Origin of the sequence: Streptomyces sp. NPDC092296, assembly GCF_044755465.1 — a bacterium.
Lineage (GTDB): Bacteria > Actinomycetota > Actinomycetes > Streptomycetales > Streptomycetaceae > Peterkaempfera.
The window spans coordinates 680716-696876 of record NZ_JBIVRB010000001.1 but is presented as its reverse complement, the minus strand read 5'-3'; the positions used below and the strand labels follow the sequence as shown (position 1 = coordinate 696876).

The following is a 16161-nucleotide window of genomic DNA, read 5'->3' as shown; positions in this document are numbered from 1 at the left end:
CCCTCAGAAGCCACGGGTGCGCTTGGCGGCGGGCCGCTGCCCGGCCGTCACCGCGACCCCGCCCGGCAGCCGCATGAACAGCCGGGCGATCTCGCCGCCGAGGTTCACCCCGACCGCCAGCGCCAGCGCCAGCGCGGCCGCCCGGCTGACCCCGAGGATGCCGTCGGCCGCGTCTCCCTGGGCCAGCGAGAGCATCCCCCGGTAGACGGCGGAGCCGGGCAGCAGCGGCCCGAGCGCGGCGGTGACGTACGGCAGCGCGGAGGCGTAGCGGTAGCGGGAGGCGAGCTGGCCGAAGAGGCCGACGATCCCGGCGGCGACCCCGGTGGCGACGACCGGGGAGGCGCCGACGTCGGTGGTCAGCGCGCCGTACACCGCCCAGCCGACGCCGCCGTTCAGGGTGACCAGCAGCAGGGTGCGGCGGTGGCTCTGCAGCATCACCGCGAAGGCCAGGGTGAGCAGCATCGCGGCGGCCAGTTGCAGGGCGGGGAAGCTGTGCTTGAGCAGGCTCTGCTCGGGCCGCAGCTGGGCGCCGAACCGGACGCCCGCGTACAGCACCAGCAGCACGCCGACGATGATGCCGGTGACCAGGTAGAGCACTTCCAGCAGCCGGGCGGCGGCGGTGATGTAGAAGCCGGTGAGGCCGTCCTGTACGGCGGAGACCAGCGCCCGGCCGGGGAGCAGCGCGAACAGCCCACCGGTGATCACCACGGAGCCGCGCAGCCCGACGCCCGGCGCGGCCAGGACCAGTACGACGCCGGTGGCGGCGGCGGGCATGGCGGCCACCACGAACTGGTAGAACTCCGGCAGCCCCCGGCTGGCGATCAGCCAGGCCAGCCGGTCGCCGAGCACGGCCGCGACGAAGGCGGTGGCGAAGGCCAGCCACGCCCTGGCGTCCAGTTGCCCGCCGACCAGGAAGGAGGCGGCTCCGGCCAGCACTCCGGCGCAGAGCGACAGCAGCCAGCCGGGGTAGGGGTGGCGATTGCGGCGGATCTCCGCGAGCCGGCGGTAGGCGTCGTTGACGCCGGCCCGCTCGGCGGTGATGTCCGCGACCAGCCGGTAGACGGCGGCCAGCCGGGTGTAGTCGGAGGCGCGGCGGCGGACCGTGCGGTCGGCGGTGATCGGGGCGTCCACCAGCGACGGCTGGTAGGAGATGGAGATCATGATGAAGGTGACCTGGGGCTCGCAGCGGTCCAGGCCGCAGGCGTGCGCCACGCCGAGCATCGCCGCCTCGACGTCCTCGGCGCTCTCGCCGCTGGCGAGCAGCAGTTCACCGATGCGCAGGGTCAGGTCGAGGATGCGGGGGACGTTGCGGATGCCGGGTTCGCCGCGTCCCTCGCGCCGGGTGCGTTCGAAGACCGGCCGTTCGGACATGGGGGTGCGCAGCAGGGTGCGCATCCGGTCCGGCCAGGGGGCGGCGCCGGGGGCGCCGACCCGCAGCGCGTGCACGGGTATGCCGGTCGGCGGGGTGTAGCCGACGGTGCGCCAGTCGTCGCCGCTGAGCAGCGCCTCGTCGGCGGGGCCGAGCAGGCCCGCCGTGGGCGGCGCGTCGGCGGGGCGGTCGTGTCCCTCGCGCTCGCCGGGTCCCTCCGACTCGGCGTACTCCTCGGGCTCCACGTACTCCGCGTACTCGTCCGGCTTCTCGTCGCCGTGCTTCTCGTACGTGTCGGGCTTCTCGTACGCGTCGGGCTTCTCGTACGCGTCGGGCTTCTCGTACGCGTCGGGCTTCTGGGGCTCGCCGTACCTCTCGGGCTCGCCGCGTTTCCCGTACGCGCCGCGCCGCTGCGGGCCGCCGCGCTCCCCGGGCCCCTGGTACCCGGCCCCGCCGCCTGTCCGCCCCGTGCCGCCCGTCGGCCGGTTCCGCCCCCGGTCGCCCGGGTCTGCCGCCTCCGGCACCTGCCCGCTCCTCACCGCCCCCGGGGGCGGGCCTGGCTGGTCTCGCGCTCGCCGGTTGTGATCGTTTCCCCCACCTTGCCCGATCACCGGCCCGAATGCACATATCGTGCTCCGACCACCCGTGCCCCGGGCGGCGCCCCGGGACTGCCCGGCGTGGCGAGGTTTATTCCGCGCCGATGACGCGATCGGGCGAATCCGCCGCCGATCGGCCCACGGTGACGCCGAGTTGCTGAAAGCTGTCCCTGCGACGCCAGCAGCGGCGGGCCCCGGGGCGGCCACCCCGGACCGCCGGAGTTCCCCCGTCACCGTCCCTGGGAGACCGTGTGTCCCGCTTCCGTGTCCTCGCCGCCCTCGCCGTCCTCGCCGCCTGCACCGTCGTCGGGGCGGGCACCGCCCAGGCCGAGAGCACCTCCATCGCCGACCTGACCTCCAACGGCGGCGTGGTGGGCAGCTCCGGCTCCGGCAATGTCATCGGGCCCGTCCACGGCAACGCCAACGGCTCGCAGCAGGCGGCCACCGGCTCGGCCGGGGCCAACCAGAACAACACCTCCGCCGCGACCGGCCACTCCGGCACGGTCGGCGCCTTCCAGGGCAACGGCAACGTCACCGGGCTGCCCGCCTCGTTCGGCCGCTGAACGCCGGGGTGGGGGCGGCACCTGATCCGCCCCCACCCGGTGACAGCCGCTGCTCAGCCGAGCTCGGCCGTGGGATCGCCGGCCTGCCCGGGGATCTCGGCCGCGCCGGGGGCCGCCAGGGAGTCATGGCGGACGACCACGAAGGCGTCCAGCGCCGGGTCGTAGTGGTCGTGGTGCGGCACGCCGCTGGCCTGCGCCTCCTGGTGGGCGCGGGCCGACGCCTTGGCGGCGGGCGCGTCACCGGGGTACCGGGCCACCACCGTGCCCCCGCCGGGCGGGCAGAGTCGGCAGGTGGAGGTCTCTGCGGTGACGGCAGCCATGGTCGTGCTCCTTCTGATGTCGTACGGGACGGCCGGGCCGGTGTCTCCCGCCGGGTGGTGCCCGCGTCGGCCCGCATCCCGTACTGAGCGTGCAGCGTACAGAAGACTCCCCCGCCGCAGGGAGCGATCCGCCGGTCGGCACGCGAACGGGCGAACGCCGCCACCCGCCGGGAGACGGCTCCCGGCCGCCGACCGCGTGACCGGAATCACCGCCACGGCCCGGCCCGGTGCATGCTCGTACGGTGCCGACCTCCGTTGCTTCCCACGCCGCCCAGCCGCCCGCCGACCAGGACGACCTGGGGCTGCCGGTGGCACCCCGGCGGCCGGTGCGCCGGGTGGTGTCGCTGGTGCCCTCGCTCACCGAGGCGGTCGCCGCCACCGCCCCGGAGTTGCTGGTCGGCGCGACCGACTGGTGCAGCCACCCGGCGGACCTCGCGGTGGTCCGGATCGGCGGCACCAAGAACCCCGACACCGCCCGGATCGCCGCACTGGCCCCCGACCTGGTGATCGCCAACGAGGAGGAGAACCGGGCCGTCGACCTGGACGCGCTGCGGGCGGCCGGCGTCCCGGTCTGGGTGACCGTGGTCCGCGACCTGGACCAGGCGCTCGGCTCACTGGACCGGCTGCTCACCGGCGGCTGCGGGCTGGCCCGGCCCGACTGGCTGGACCGGGCGGCGGCGGCCTGGCAGCCGGTGGCGGAGCCCGCCGCGACCCGCAGCGCGGTGGTGCCGATCTGGCGGCGCCCCTGGATGGTGCTGGGCCGCGACACCTTCGCCGGCGACCTGCTGCGCCGCCTGGGCGTCCGCCAGCTGTACGCGGACCACCCCGACCGCTACCCCCGCATCCCGCTGCCCGAGCTGCTGGCCGCCCGGCCGCAACTGGTGGTGCTGCCGGACGAGCCGTACCGGTTCACCGCCGAGGACGGCCCGGAGGCGTTCCCCGGGGTGCCCGCCGCACTGCTCAGCGGCCGCCATCTGACCTGGTACGGCCCCTCGCTGGCCGAGGCGCCCACCCTGCTGGCGGCCCAGCTCGCCCGACCGCTGCCGGGCTGACCGGCCGTCCCCCCGGCGGCCGTCCGGGTTGGCGGCCCGGCGGTCGGGCAGGCGTCCTGGGCACCGAGCGGAATCGAACGGACAGGAGAGACGCCATGGCAGCGGAGGTGTCGCAGCAGCTGTGGACGGACTTCCACACCGTCGTGAACATGACCTCCCGCCAGCTGGAGGAGTGGCTGCGCACCCGGGACGCGGGCGAGGACGCCGAGGGCCTTCCGGACCAGGCCGGGCCCCTCACCGGGCGCCGGGTGCTGGCGGTGCTGGGCAAGCGCCGCACCGACCTCACCGACGAGGACGCGGCGGTGATGCGGCGGGTGGTGGCGGAGGTCAGGGCCAAGCGCTCCGTGGAGCTGGACCCCAAGGCGGGCGACCCGGGCTGGCGGCATCGGCTGATGAGCATCGGGCACGACCCGCTGAAGCCCGGCTGACCGGGCCGACCGCCCCGGTCAGCCGGTGCGCAGCAGCGCGCTCAGCTCGTCCGCCGTCAGCTCGGCGGCGTACACCTTGGCGCCCGGCTGGTGCTTGCGGCCGCCCGGACCGAGGTACCCGGCGTCCACCGGGTCGAAGCCGATGTCCCGGATCAGCCCGGCCACCACGGCCTTGGCCTCCTCGTCCGACCCGGAGATCGGGATGGCCAGCCGCTCGGGGTCGCCCTTGGGGCGGCTCCGGTCGCGCAGGTTCTCCCAGTAGATGGAGTTGAACGCCTTGACCAGGTCGGCGCCGCCGAGGTGGTCGCGGATCTTCTCGCTCGAGGTGGTGGCGTCCGAGTCCAGGTCGGGGTCGCGCCCGTCGCGCTCCGGGTAGTAGTTGCAGGTGTCGATGACGACCTTGCCCTGCAACCCCTCGGTCGGCAGCTCCCGGTAGCGGCCGTACGGGATGGACACCACCACGACCTCGCCGAAGGCGACGGCCTCCGCCGGGGTGACCGCGCGGACCTTGCCGTCCAGCTCCTCCACCAGGCCGCGCAGCGTCTCCGGGTCGCGTGAGTTGCTGATCACCACGTCATGGCCGATCCGGCTGAACTGCCGGGCCAGCGTGGCACCGATGTGGCCGGCTCCGATGATCCCGATGCGCATGTTGCGTTCCTCTCGATGCTCGGCGTCCCGGCCGCAACCGGTGCCCAGCCGGGCGGCGCCGAAACCCGCCGCCGGCGGCCACCGCCCGGCCGGCCCACCTGCCTCGCGGACGCCGCCCCGGTGGGCCACGGTGGACGGGCCGCACCCCGCCGCCCGAGCCCCAGGGAGACCGCCATGTCCAACCACACCTACCGGGTGACCGAGATCGTCGGCTCCTCGCACGAGGGCCTGGACGCCGCCATCGGCAACGCCGTCAGCCGGGCCGCCGAGACGCTGCGCCATCTGGACTGGTTCGAGGTGGTGCAGGTGCGCGGGCACATCGAGGAGGGCTCGATCGTGCACTACCAGGTCGGCGTCAAGGTGGGCTTCCGGCTGGAGGACGGCGACTCGGCCGGCTCCTGAGCCGACGCGTCCGCTCAGCCGGTCTCGCGTACGAAGTCCGCGACGGCCCGGGAGAACTCGTCCGGCCGGTCCTCCGGGATGAACGTCCAGCTGTCCTCGACCTCCACCAGCCGCGCGTCCGGCAGCAGCTCGGCGAACCGCCGCCCGTGCTCCGGCGGCATCACCCGGTCCTCCACCGCCCAGAGCACCAGCGTGGGCCGGTCGAAGGAGCGCAGGCCCTCGGCGGCGGCGAGCATGTCGCCCCGGCGGGCCGAGCGCAGATAGCGGGTGAGGTCGCGCCGGATCTCCCGGCTGGTCGTCAGGCCGTGGAACCAGCGGTCGAGCACCTCGTCCGGGACCGGCCGCTTGGACATCCGGCCGAGCGCGGTCGGCTGCCGCCGCAGCGCGCGCACCCGGAACGCCTGGGCGACCAGCGACAGGCCGCCCGGCAGCCGCCCGGCCAGCGAGACGGCGGCCCCGGGCAGCCCGGGGGGGAAGTTCTCGAACGCCTCGCAGGAGGAGATCACCAGCCGGGCGATCCGCTCGGGCCGCAGCGCGGCGGCGAACTGGAACAGGCCCGAGTCGCTGCCGACCAGGGTGACGCCCCGCAGGTCCAGCCGGTCCAGGAACTCCGCCTGGAGCCGGCCGATGCCGCGCGGCGACAGATCGGCGTCCGGCTTCATCGGGACCCGGTGGCCGCCGAGCGGCAGTACCGGCACGACCACCCGGTGGGCGGCCCGCAGCGCGGGGACGACCGCCCGATAGTAGGACTCGTCCATCCCCAGCCCGTGCAGCAGCACCACCACCGGGCCGTCGCCCCCGGTGTCCTCGTACTCGACGACTCCTGCGGTGAGTTCGACAGTGGGCACGGCTGTCCTTTCCCGTGCGCTCGGCCCGTGCCGCCCGCTGCTGGTCCGGCGGGTCCACGGCACACGCACCTGACGCCGGATCATAACGGCCGCGCGTCCGACATCCGAGACCGGGCCCGCCGACCGGTGCGGCGGCCGGCGTCCGGGCGTACGGGCGGAGCAGGGCCGATCCCCGGAGCGCGCGGCGGACGCCGGTCCCGATCCACGGGATTCACCGAGGCGGCAATGGCCGCGTGATCGCCATTGATTGCGCGAACGTTGACGCTGTGCGTCAATGGGTCCGTGTTGGAGCAAGCCCAGGAACGCCAGGTCGACGATGTCGCCACCCTGAAGGCGCTGGCCGACCCGCTGCGGCTGGCCATCCTCGACGCCCTGATGGCACGCGGCTCGCAGCCGCTCACCGTCAAGGAGATCGCCGCCGCGCTGCACGAGCCGCAGACCAAGCTCTACCGGCACGTCAAGCAGTTGGAGAAGGCCAAGCTGATCACCGTCGCGGGCACCCGGCTGGTCTCCGGCATCGTGGAGAGCCGGTACACGGCCGCCCAGCGCTCGCTGCGCCTCTCCCGGGACCTCTTCTCGGCCACCTCCGCCGAGCGCTCCGAGGCGCTGGACGCCCTGCTCGCCGCGATCGACCGGGTACGCGGCGACTTCCGGGGCAACTTCCTGGACGGCCGGATCGACTTCGCCGCGCCGCAGGACGGCTCCGCCGGGCCGACGGGGCTCTTCGGGCACTTCACCGTGTGGCTCGACCCCGACCGGCTGGTCCGGCTGCGGAGGCGGCTGGCCGATGTGCTGGACAAGCTCCAGGCGGAGGGGGACAGCTCCGGCCCCGACGCGGTGCCGGTCACCCTGCTCACCCTGCTGTACGGGCTCTCCCCGCGCCCCACCGGGGCCGACGACGGCGCTGACGGCGCTGGGTCCGACGAGGCCGGGCCCGACGGCGCTGGGTCCGACGGCACCGACGGCTGAGCGGCGGCCCGGTTTCGAACCGGTCCACACGGGCACTCCCCCACTTCCCGAGCCCCCGTACCGGGAAGTGACCGTGGAACGCATCCGTGTCGGCGCGGCGGAGGCCGTCAGAGCGATACCGGTGCTGCTGGTGCTGGCCGGCTCGGCGGCGGACGTCCTCGCACCCGAGCCGTACGCCGGGCTGCCGCTGCTGACCGCCGCACCGCTCGCCGCCGCGCTGGTGCTCTCCTTCCGGGGCGCCGCCCTGGTGGCCGTGTTCACCTGCGCCGTCTCGCTGGTCACCGACCTGCTGACCGCCCGGCCGCTGTCCGCGCTGCTGGTCGACCTGGCCGACGTCCTGGTGATCAGCGCCATCGCGCTGGGCCTCAACGCGGCCATGGCCCGGCAGGACCGCCGCCTCGCGGTCACCAGCCGGATCGCGGAGGCGGCGCAGCGCGCGGTGCTGCCCGCCGCGCCGCCCCGGGTCGGCCCGCTGGACGTCGCCGTACGGTACGAGGCCGCGCAGGCGCAGGCCGCCGTGGGCGGGGATCTGTACGCGGTGCAGGACACGCCGTTCGGCGTCCGCGCGATGCTCGGTGACGTCTGCGGCAAGGGGCTTCAGGCGATCTCCACCGTCTCGGTGGTCGTCGGCGCCTTCCGGGAGGCCGCCGAGGAGGCGCCGACCCTGGAGGACCTGGCGCGGCGGCTGGACCGGGCCCTGGACCGGGCGGCCGAGAGCGGCGGCGGGCGACCCGCCGCCTTCGAGCGCTTCACCACGGCGCTGCTCGCGGAGGTCGTCCCGGCGAGTGGCACGGTGAACCTGCTGAGCCGGGGCCACCCGCCGCCCTACCTGGTGCGGGACGCGTCCGTGACCTGCCTGGAGTCGCTCGCGGCCGGTCCGCCGCTGGGCCTGGGGCTGGGCGGCGGCGACGGGGAGGCCCGCGCCGCCTCCTTCCCGTTCCCCTGCGGCGCCTCGCTGGTGATGGTGACCGACGGGGTCACCGAGGCGCGCGACGGGCAGGGCACCTTCTACGACCCCCGGAGCGGCCTGGCCGCGGGCCTGCGCCACCGGCCCGACGAGCTGACCGACCTACTGGTGGACGACGTGGCCGACTGGACCGGCGGCCGTCGACAGGACGACCTGGCGATCGTGGTCCTCACCCGTCGGCCGACCGGCTAGGCGGACCCGGCTCAGCGGCCCGGCGCAACGGCCAGGCCCAGCGGTCCGGCTCAGCGGGCCTGGTCGTCGGCGGCGTCGTCCAGCGGGCGCTTGTAGTACCGCCAGGGGAAGACCCCGGCTCCGACCGGCGTCCAGCCCTCGGCCTCCATCCGCCGGTGCCGGGGCCCGAACGCCATCGGCACCCTGCGGTACTCCCAGCGCCGGTCGGACGCCTCCACCACGTGGTAGAGCGGCCCATAGCGCACCAGCTGCCAGCCCTCGCGTCCGGCGGCCTCCAGCGCGGCCATCTCGTTGAACGCGGTCAGCGGCGTCAGCACCCGCTGCTCGGGCCCCCCGAGACCGGGTGCGGTCGCCCCCGGGCCGTCCTTGGCCGCGAACCGCTGCTGGGCCGCCTGCCGGCTCACCCCGAGCACCCGCCCCACCGCGTCCCAGCTGTGCCCGGCGGCCCTGGCCTGCTGGACGGCCTCCCGCAGCAGCCGGCTGGACTCCTCCGCGCCGACCCGGGAGGCGGCCAGCAGCCGCAGGAACCCAGCGGGGTCGCGCTCCAGGGACTCCGCCAGGCCGTCCGGCACGCCCAGCACGGCGTGGGCGATCCCCTCGCGGATACGTACGTCCTCCGCCGGGTCGAGCAGCTGCTCGTCGCTCATCGGCCCGTCCCGTCCGACGCCTCGGACGCCTGGGGCGCCTGGGGGCGCAGCGGCTCCAGGGCCTCCAGCACCTCGTTGTCCCGGCGCAGCCGTGCGGCCTCCCGCCGGTCGCCCAGGGTCGGCACCCCGGCCCGCTCCCCGCCGGGCAGGTGGAGCAACGTGCCCAGCGAGACGGCCAGCACCAGGTCCACACCGAACAGGGCGATGTGCGCGGTGGTGCCGAGCTGGTCGGCGGTGGCCATCACCAGCGCGACCAGGGCCATGGCCAGTGCCAGCAGGCCCAGCAGCACAAAGGAAGCAGTGGTCTTCCGGCCGGTCGCCGGATGCGTTGCAGCGGTCATGCTGTCAATGATTCCTTGACGCCTCCAGTCTGTCAAGGAATCATTGACACACCGGCCGGACCACACTCGGCAGGCCCGCCCCGGCCGTACGACCCCCCGAGCCGCAGGCCGAAGCGAGGGCCCGCTCCACCGGCTCACCGCGCCCGCGCAGCCGCGTGCCGCTCCGCGATCACCGCTGCGGCCCGCACGGTCGCCACCGGATCGACCGAGTCCCGGCCCGGACGTTCTCCGTGCAGTGGTTCTCATGCCGCTCAAAGCCCGTCAGCGAGAAATACGAATGGCGGATGATCCGCGGCGAACGCACCGCCTCGATCTCGACCGAATACATCCGGGCGAGCCGGCCAGGACCCACACGAAGACGGCAGCGACCCCCGCACCCGTTCCCTGGCCGACCGCAAGCCCGATGACCGGCTTCACCAGACTCCTTCGTCGTCGGGGTCCGTACTCAGACCGCCGGGCTCCCCACCAGATGGTCACCCGGAATACCCGCCTTGTCCGGGCGGTAGTAGTCCTCGATACCGACAACCCAGGTCGCCACCTCGATCCGGTCCGATTCCGACGGCTCGAACGCCTCGAAGAGTGCGTCGATGTTGGGCCGCTCGAAGCCGATCGCCGTCATCAGCGCCACGAACAAGGGACGCTCGACCTGCCCGTCGCCGTCCGGGTCCCCGAGCGCGGCCAGCGACTCGGCGAAGGCGCTGATCGTCCCCTCGAACCGCTCCGGCGACAGCACGCAGGCCGCGTACTCCTCGAAGCTGACCGTGCCGTCGCCGTCGGCGTCCAGCTCGGTGGCCAGGGTCGCCCAGTACCGCCGGAAAGCGGCCACCAGCGCGTCCTTCGCGGCGTCGTCGGAATCGGCCGCCGCAGCGATGACACGGCTCGCCATGAGTTCGAAGTCGTCGGAATCCAGAACGCCGTTCCCATTGGCGTCGAGCAGCGAGAAGATAAGCTTGACTCGATTGGTCGCCTCAGCGCGCATAGACCTGTCACCTTGCTCTCGGTCATTTCCTGCGGAATGGTGCGGCGGGAATTCAGGAACGATCACCTCTGACATTCCCGCACCGCGCCGGAATCCGAACCCGGCGGCTTCCCCACTATCCAGCCACCGACCGTCCCGCACCCGAAGAATCCCGCAAAACCCACCCAAACGGGTGAATATCATTGACAACCCCGCAGGCACGCCACACCCATGCGCACCCGCACCGGTTCAGCGCAGCGGTTCCCCCACGGCCCCGCCCGCTACCGCGTCGAGTCCTGCTGCCACGGGCTGACACCGAGCTTTCCGGTGGTGCCGAGGTCGAGTTCCGGTGTGACCATCACGGGCTGGGCACCGGCCTTGGCCCTGACCCTGACGTATGGGGCGTTCACCGGCGGCAGGCCGGCCTCGGTGGTGTTGCGCCACAGCAGTCGGGCGGACGCGGCCTCGCCCGGCTTCAGGGTCACCGGCCGGGGCGGAGTGTCGAAGCCGGTGACGGTGGCGATCCCGCCGCTGCCGTGCAGGACCCTCACACCGGAGACCGGCTTCCGCTCCTCGTCCAGCGGCCCGAGGAGCGGGTAACCGTTGACGGCGTACGGGCGCGTCCCGCAGTTCACCAGATGGAGCCCCACGACGCGCAGCCCCATCGCGGCGTCGCCGTCGTCGGCCGTGACGCGGACCCCGGAAGCCGGACAGCGGCCCGTCGCGGCCGGCGCCTCGGCCGAGGGGACCCGCCTGACCTTGGCGATCCGCAGCCGCCCCCGGTCGATGTCACCCAGCTGAACGGCCTGCGTCACGGTCCGCCCGGCCGCCACGGCGGGCACCGTCTGCTTCCCGCTCGCCATCGCCCCGCCGGAGGCGGACATCACGTCGAAGGTGATGGTGTACGTGAACGGTTCGGCCTCGTGGTTGGTGACCTCGACCTCGTACGGCCCGCCGCTCGTACCGGTGATCCTGACGCCGTCCTTCTCCGTGTCCGCAGGGTCGCCGGAGACGTCCGGGCCATCGGACCCACCGACGGTCAGCCTGCCGCTGCGGGGCGAATCGGCGCTCTGCGACCCGCAGGCCGCCAGGAGCAGGGCGCCCGAGAGCACCGCGACAAGGGCACGGGGAATACTGGTGCGCATCCGACCACCCCACCAGGGACCGGATCACCCGGACCATGACGCACGCCACACTGCCCGTCACAGGCATGCCACAAGGTCTCGCCCGACCGGGACCGCCCCTCACGACCGCTCGGGCTTGCGGGCCATGAAGGTGGCGACGGTCCGCTTGGCTCCTGCGGCCGGCTCCTGCAACAGTCGCGCGGTGACGGCGAGCCCGGCCCGGCCCAGCAGTTCGGCGATCCGCTCCGGCGGCAGCAGATAGGACTCGAAGGACACCGGATGGCCGCCGTACGCCCGCGTCGGACGCAGCCGCTCACCGGCTCCCACATAGCCGACGACCATCAGCCGGCCACCGGGCGCCAGCGTGCGTCGGAATTCGCTGAACACGACCGGCAGCACCTCCGGTGGCGTGTGGTGGGTGGAGTAGTAGGCAAGGATGCCGCCGAGCCGGTCGTCCTCGATGTCCAGCGCGGTCATCGACCCGACGGTGAACCTCAGCCCCGGGTGGGCCCGACGGGCCAGCTCGACCATCGCGGGCGACAGGTCGACGCCGAACGCGGAAACCCCCAGCTCCGCCAGGTACGCCGTCACCAGGCCCGGCCCGCACCCCAGATCCGCGACGGCCCCGACATCGTCCGTCCGCACGACCTCGGCGAACGCGGCCAGCATGGCGCGCGACAGCGGGTCCAGCTCCGCCGGCGGCTTGACCAGTTCGGCGTAGTCGGCGGCGACCCGGTCATATGACTCCCGTACGGCGGCGAGGTGGGCGTGACCGGTCACCCGAGCGACTGTAGAGGCGGGCGGTCCGGCCGTCTGAAGCGCTGCCACGACGCCGAGGCGGTTCAGCCGGGCAGCAGCACGGCGGCGCCGTCGACGCGGTCGGCCGCCAGGTCGGCAAGCGCCTGGTCGGCGCGGCTGAGCGGGTACGGGCTGACGGTGACCTGGATACCGATGCGTTCGGCCAGGGCCAGGAAGTCCCTGCCGTCCTGCCGGGTGTTGGAGGTGACGCTGCGTAGGTTCCGCTCCTGGAAGAGATGGCGCTGGTAGTTCAGTACGGGGATGTCGGTGAGGTGGATTCCGGCCACCGCGAGCGTGCCCGACCGGTCGAGCGCCGCCAGGGCCACCGGTACGAGGTCGCCCACGGGTGCGAACAGGATCGCTGAGTCCAACGGCTCGGGCGGACGGTCGTACGCGTCTCCGGCCGACGCGGCGCCCAGCGCCAGGGCGAGTTCCCGTGCCCGCGCCGACCGGGTCAGCACATGCACGGTGGCACCCTCGGCGAGGGCCACCTGCGCCGCCAGGTGCGCCGAAGCGCCGAAGCCGTAGATCCCCAGCCGCCCGCCCTCCGGCAGCGCGCTGCGGCGCAGCGACCGGTACCCGATGATGCCCGCGCACAGCAGCGGCGCCAGCGACGCGGCGTCCTGGTCCGGCGGCAGCGGGTAGGCGAATGCCTCGGGAAGCACCGCCAGCTCAGCGAAGCCGCCGTCCGCGTCCCACCCCGTGTACAGCGACCGGGGGCAGAGGTTCTCCCGCCCGGTCCGGCAGTAGCGGCAGACCCCGCATGTGCCGCGCAGCCAGGCCCCGCCCACGCGGTCGCCGGCACGGTACCGGGTCACCGCCTCCCCCACGGCCGTCACCCGGCCGACGATCTCATGGCCGGGGACGGTCGCCGGCCGGTGCGGCGCCAGGTCCCCCTCGGCCAGGTGCAGATCCGTACGGCAGACACCGCACGCCTCCACCCGCAGCAGCAGCTCCCCGGGGCCAGGTACGGGCGCCCGCCGGCGCACCCGCACCAGCGGCCCGGTGCCGATCGGCCCGGGTGTCCCGACTGCCCATCCGCCGAACTCCTCCTCGACGGGTGCGGAAGACGCCATGTCTCAAGCCTGCGCGCCCCAGCCGACTGCGGCAAACGCCCGCTTGAGCGGACGGTTCGGCGGCGGGGCGGAGCCCGGCCGATTCAGGGATGTCGCCGTGAACCCGGGATTCCGTCGATCATCAGGCCGATGGTGAAGTCGAAGCGGTCCTGGACGGTTCCGGCGGTGAGCTCGGCGGCGTAGCGCTTGGTCTGGGGGAAGGTACCGGGCAGTGCGGCGAATCGGCGCAGCAGTTCGTCGCGGCTGACGACCCAGTCGTCGTCAGTGCGGCTGGGCCGTCTGTCCGCCAGGGAGACCTCAAGGCTGTAGGCGTTGACGTAGAGCGTCAGTGCGTCGAGCGCCCAGGCGGCAGCCTGCGGGGCGATACCCCCGGCGAGCAGGATGGCGAGCATCCCTTCGCTGACGCGCAGCGTGTCCAGATTGGACGGCGCGGCGGCGAAGGCCGCCTGGGAGATGCCGGGGTAACGCAGATACTGGTCGCGCAGCTGGGTGCAGACGCTGATGATCTGCTGCCGCCAGTCGGCGGGGTCCGGCTCGGGCAGGTCGATCTCGGCGCACAGACGGCCGATGAGCAGCTCGTCCAGGTCTTCTTTGTTGACCACGTGGGCGTAGAGCGACGACGGTCCCGTCTCCAGCGCAGTGGCCAGGCGCCGCATCGTCAGGGCTTCGTATCCCTCTTCTTCCACGATGCCGAAGGCGGTGCTGATGATGGCATCGACCGTGATCGGCTTCTTGCGCCCGCCGGACGGTCCACGCCGGGCCGCGGGTGCGTGGGAGCCGGTGCCGAGCTGGTGGCGCGCTGCGCGCCGTTGCTGCGGAGTCGGTGACATACGGGCAGTCTAGCGAATGGACGAACGGTGTTCTGCATCACAAGGAACGGTGTTCGTATTGTTCAGAACACCGATCCGATGTAGAACGGTGTTCGTGTCCATTGACCAGCGCACCTCCCAAGCGCCCACCCCCCACACGCTGCCGCTGCGCACCGCGTGGCTCGTTCTGGTCGTCGTGTTCATGGCCGACGTCATGGATCTGATCGACTCCAGCATCGCCAACCTCGCCGGCCCGTCCATCCGCGCCGACCTCGGCAGCGGCCAGGTGACGGTGCAGTGGGTGCTCAGCGCCTACACCGCGGCCTTCGCACTCGGCCTGGTCACCTCGGGACGGCTCGGGGACCTGCTCGGACGCCGACGGCTGTTCCTGCTCGGCATGACCGGCTTCACCCTGGCCTCGCTGGCCTGCGGTCTCGCCCCCAACGCGGTCTTCCTGATCGTCGCCCGCACGCTGCAGGGCCTGTGCGGGTCGGTCATGATCCCGCAGGGGCTGGCCCTGATGAAGGTCGTGTTCCCGCCCCAGCACCTGCGCAAGGCACTGATGCCGATCGGCCCGCTGATGGGCCTGGCCACCGTGGCCGGACCCATCCTGGCCGGCTGGCTGCTCCACCTGGACCTGTTCGGCAGCCAGTGGCGCTCGATCTTCCTGATCAACGTCCCGTTCGGCATCATCGCCACCGTGCTCGGCCGGCGCGTCCTGCCCCACCGCGGCGGGGAGGACCCGGCTGCCCGCCTCGACCTCACCGGCGTCGGCCTGCTCACCGCGGCCTCGGCCCTGCTCATCATCCCGCTCATCCAGGGCCGCGACCTCGGCTGGCCCGCCTGGACCTACGTCATGATGGCCGCCGCAGTCGTCCTGCTCGCCCTGTTCGTCGTCTCCGAACGGCACAGCAGGCACCCGGTCATCACGCCGTCGCTGTTCCGCAAGCGCAGCTTCGTCGTCGGCCTGATGGTCGTGGCCGGGTTCTATGCATCACTGAGCGCGTTCGTCCTGGTCATCAACCTGCTGCTGCAGCTGGGCATGGGCTGGACGCCCCTGGACACCGGCCTCACGCTGATCCCCTGGGCCCTCGGCACCGCCGTCGCCGTCCTGCTCTCCGGCGCCGTGCTCGCCGCGAAGCTGGGACGCGCCAGCCTGCACCTGGGGCTGTCCATCGCCGTCATCGGCCTGCTGGCCCTGTGGTGGTCCACCGCCCACTGGGGCGCCGACATCACCGTCTGGAGGCTGGCACCCGCACTGCTGTTCACCGGCTTCGGCTCCGGGCTGGTCTTCGTCCCGCTGGTCGATTTCATCCTCGGCGAGGCCACCACCGAAGAAGTCGGCACCGGCGCGGGCATGCTCAACGCCGTCCAGCAGTTCGCCGGCGCCATCGGCGTCGCCGCCCTCGGCACGGTGTTCTTCGCCCGGGTCGGACACCCGTCCACCCACTCCTACCTCGCCGCCGCAGAACTGGTCTTCGCCATCGCCGCAGCCCTGAACTTCCTGACCCTGCTCCTGGTGAGCCTGCTACCCAAGCACGCCCAGCAGACCCACGGCTGACCCCAAGCCCAACGGGTCACGGAGTACCCGGGGCGTCGGGCTCGACCACTCGGAAGCGTTCGGCGACGACGAGAGTGTCGTCATCGATGACCGGGGTGCGACCGAGGAATGCACGCACGCCGTCGCTCCGGAAGAACTCTTCGTGGGCTGCCCGCCACTGCGTGACGTCGGAGTAGCCGCGTCCCTCGGCTCGGGCGAAGTCGTCGTCGATCTCCTTCATGGGAACGACGCGCACGTCGACGAGCTCGATCACGACGGCCCGACGACCCTCGGAATCGAGCACCGAGAATCGCTGACCGGTCGTCGGCACCGCCTCTCCGGCGTGCTCGAAGATCTCCAGGAGGCCCGTGAGCGCGGTCTTCCGACCGTTCAGGATGGCCGCCACTCCACGGTCACGCTCCGGACCGGGGAAGGCGAGTTCAAGGGTCGGCAGGTCGTCAGGTCCCATCGAGCGAGGGTACGAAGCGTCATCGCGTTGATCAAGGGTCACTGC

The 16161-nt window shown here is 73.3% G+C and carries 19 protein-coding genes; 7 read left to right on the top strand and 12 right to left on the bottom strand.

What is annotated here, in order from left to right; all coding sequences use genetic code 11:
- Positions 1–3 precede the first annotated feature (3 nt).
- Positions 4–1893 (bottom strand): threonine/serine exporter family protein, encoded by a 1890-nt coding sequence (locus ACIQGZ_RS03255; RefSeq protein WP_402599005.1) that lies wholly within the window; start codon positions 1891–1893, stop codon positions 4–6.
- 323 nt (positions 1894–2216) lie between these two features.
- Here ACIQGZ_RS03255 and ACIQGZ_RS03250 point away from each other — a divergent pair, with 323 nt between their 5' ends.
- On the top strand, positions 2217–2528 hold the full coding sequence (locus ACIQGZ_RS03250) for a hypothetical protein (RefSeq protein ID WP_402599004.1): 312 nt from the start codon (positions 2217–2219) through the stop codon (positions 2526–2528).
- A 53-nt stretch (positions 2529–2581) separates the two neighbouring features.
- Here the strand turns inward: ACIQGZ_RS03250 and ACIQGZ_RS03245 are convergent, their stop codons facing one another.
- Entirely contained in the window at positions 2582–2848 is a 267-nt protein-coding gene (locus ACIQGZ_RS03245) for a hypothetical protein (protein WP_402599003.1), read from the bottom strand.
- 308 nt (positions 2849–3156) lie between these two features.
- On the opposite strand from ACIQGZ_RS03245, the gene ACIQGZ_RS03240 reads away from it, so the two are divergent.
- The gene (locus tag ACIQGZ_RS03240) at positions 3157–3900 is read left to right on the top strand and encodes a helical backbone metal receptor (protein WP_402599960.1); all 744 of its coding nucleotides are present in this window, start codon (positions 3157–3159) and stop codon (positions 3898–3900) included.
- 95 nt (positions 3901–3995) lie between these two features.
- The gene (locus ACIQGZ_RS03235) at positions 3996–4328 is read left to right on the top strand and encodes a DUF3140 domain-containing protein (protein WP_402599002.1); all 333 of its coding nucleotides are present in this window, start codon (positions 3996–3998) and stop codon (positions 4326–4328) included.
- 18 nt (positions 4329–4346) lie between these two features.
- Here the strand turns inward: ACIQGZ_RS03235 and ACIQGZ_RS03230 are convergent, their stop codons facing one another.
- A complete protein-coding gene (locus ACIQGZ_RS03230; RefSeq protein ID WP_402599001.1) occupies positions 4347–4976 on the bottom strand; it encodes an NADPH-dependent F420 reductase in 630 nt (209 codons plus the stop codon).
- Between the two features lie 174 nt (positions 4977–5150).
- Between ACIQGZ_RS03230 and ACIQGZ_RS03225 the strand changes: the two genes are divergently transcribed.
- Positions 5151–5378 carry a dodecin gene (locus ACIQGZ_RS03225; RefSeq protein WP_402598999.1) on the top strand — a complete coding sequence of 76 codons (228 nt, stop codon included), beginning with the start codon at positions 5151–5153 and terminating at the stop codon, positions 5376–5378.
- A 14-nt stretch (positions 5379–5392) separates the two neighbouring features.
- Here the strand turns inward: ACIQGZ_RS03225 and ACIQGZ_RS03220 are convergent, their stop codons facing one another.
- The gene (locus ACIQGZ_RS03220) at positions 5393–6226 is read right to left on the bottom strand and encodes an alpha/beta fold hydrolase (protein WP_402598998.1); all 834 of its coding nucleotides are present in this window, start codon (positions 6224–6226) and stop codon (positions 5393–5395) included.
- Positions 6227–6508: 282 nt separating this feature from the next.
- On the opposite strand from ACIQGZ_RS03220, the gene ACIQGZ_RS03215 reads away from it, so the two are divergent.
- On the top strand, positions 6509–7195 hold the full coding sequence (locus ACIQGZ_RS03215; protein WP_402598996.1) for an ArsR/SmtB family transcription factor: 687 nt from the start codon (positions 6509–6511) through the stop codon (positions 7193–7195).
- Between the two features lie 73 nt (positions 7196–7268).
- Positions 7269–8354, top strand: coding sequence for a PP2C family protein-serine/threonine phosphatase (locus ACIQGZ_RS03210; RefSeq protein ID WP_402598995.1), 1086 nt, complete (start codon positions 7269–7271; stop codon positions 8352–8354).
- 50 nt (positions 8355–8404) lie between these two features.
- On the opposite strand, the gene ACIQGZ_RS03205 is transcribed toward ACIQGZ_RS03210, so the two are convergent.
- The 7 genes from ACIQGZ_RS03205 to ACIQGZ_RS03175 form a co-directional block, all read right to left on the bottom strand.
- Complete coding sequence (locus tag ACIQGZ_RS03205) at positions 8405–9001, bottom strand: hypothetical protein (RefSeq protein WP_402598994.1); 597 nt, start codon at positions 8999–9001, stop codon at positions 8405–8407.
- Entirely contained in the window at positions 8998–9342 is a 345-nt protein-coding gene (locus ACIQGZ_RS03200) for a hypothetical protein (protein WP_402598993.1), read from the bottom strand. The genes ACIQGZ_RS03205 and ACIQGZ_RS03200 overlap by 4 nt, the downstream gene beginning before the upstream one ends.
- A 445-nt stretch (positions 9343–9787) precedes the next feature.
- The gene (locus ACIQGZ_RS03195) at positions 9788–10321 is read right to left on the bottom strand and encodes an EF-hand domain-containing protein (protein WP_402598992.1); all 534 of its coding nucleotides are present in this window, start codon (positions 10319–10321) and stop codon (positions 9788–9790) included.
- A gap of 260 nt (positions 10322–10581) precedes the next feature.
- Entirely contained in the window at positions 10582–11445 is an 864-nt protein-coding gene (locus ACIQGZ_RS03190) for a DUF4232 domain-containing protein (protein ID WP_402598991.1), read from the bottom strand.
- A gap of 99 nt (positions 11446–11544) precedes the next feature.
- Positions 11545–12204, bottom strand: a complete 660-nt coding sequence (locus tag ACIQGZ_RS03185; RefSeq protein ID WP_402598990.1) for a class I SAM-dependent methyltransferase — start codon at positions 12202–12204, stop codon at positions 11545–11547.
- A 62-nt stretch (positions 12205–12266) separates the two neighbouring features.
- On the bottom strand, positions 12267–13298 hold the full coding sequence (locus ACIQGZ_RS03180; RefSeq protein WP_402598989.1) for a zinc-binding alcohol dehydrogenase family protein: 1032 nt from the start codon (positions 13296–13298) through the stop codon (positions 12267–12269).
- Between the two features lie 83 nt (positions 13299–13381).
- Complete coding sequence (locus ACIQGZ_RS03175) at positions 13382–14128, bottom strand: TetR/AcrR family transcriptional regulator (RefSeq protein WP_402598988.1); 747 nt, start codon at positions 14126–14128, stop codon at positions 13382–13384.
- A gap of 94 nt (positions 14129–14222) precedes the next feature.
- Between ACIQGZ_RS03175 and ACIQGZ_RS03170 the strand changes: the two genes are divergently transcribed.
- Positions 14223–15668, top strand: coding sequence for a DHA2 family efflux MFS transporter permease subunit (locus ACIQGZ_RS03170; RefSeq protein WP_402598987.1), 1446 nt, complete (start codon positions 14223–14225; stop codon positions 15666–15668).
- Positions 15669–15684: 16 nt separating this feature from the next.
- Here ACIQGZ_RS03170 and ACIQGZ_RS03165 read toward each other — a convergent pair whose 3' ends face one another.
- Positions 15685–16116 carry an ASCH domain-containing protein gene (locus ACIQGZ_RS03165; RefSeq protein WP_402598985.1) on the bottom strand — a complete coding sequence of 144 codons (432 nt, stop codon included), beginning with the start codon at positions 16114–16116 and terminating at the stop codon, positions 15685–15687.
- Positions 16117–16161 lie beyond the last annotated feature (45 nt).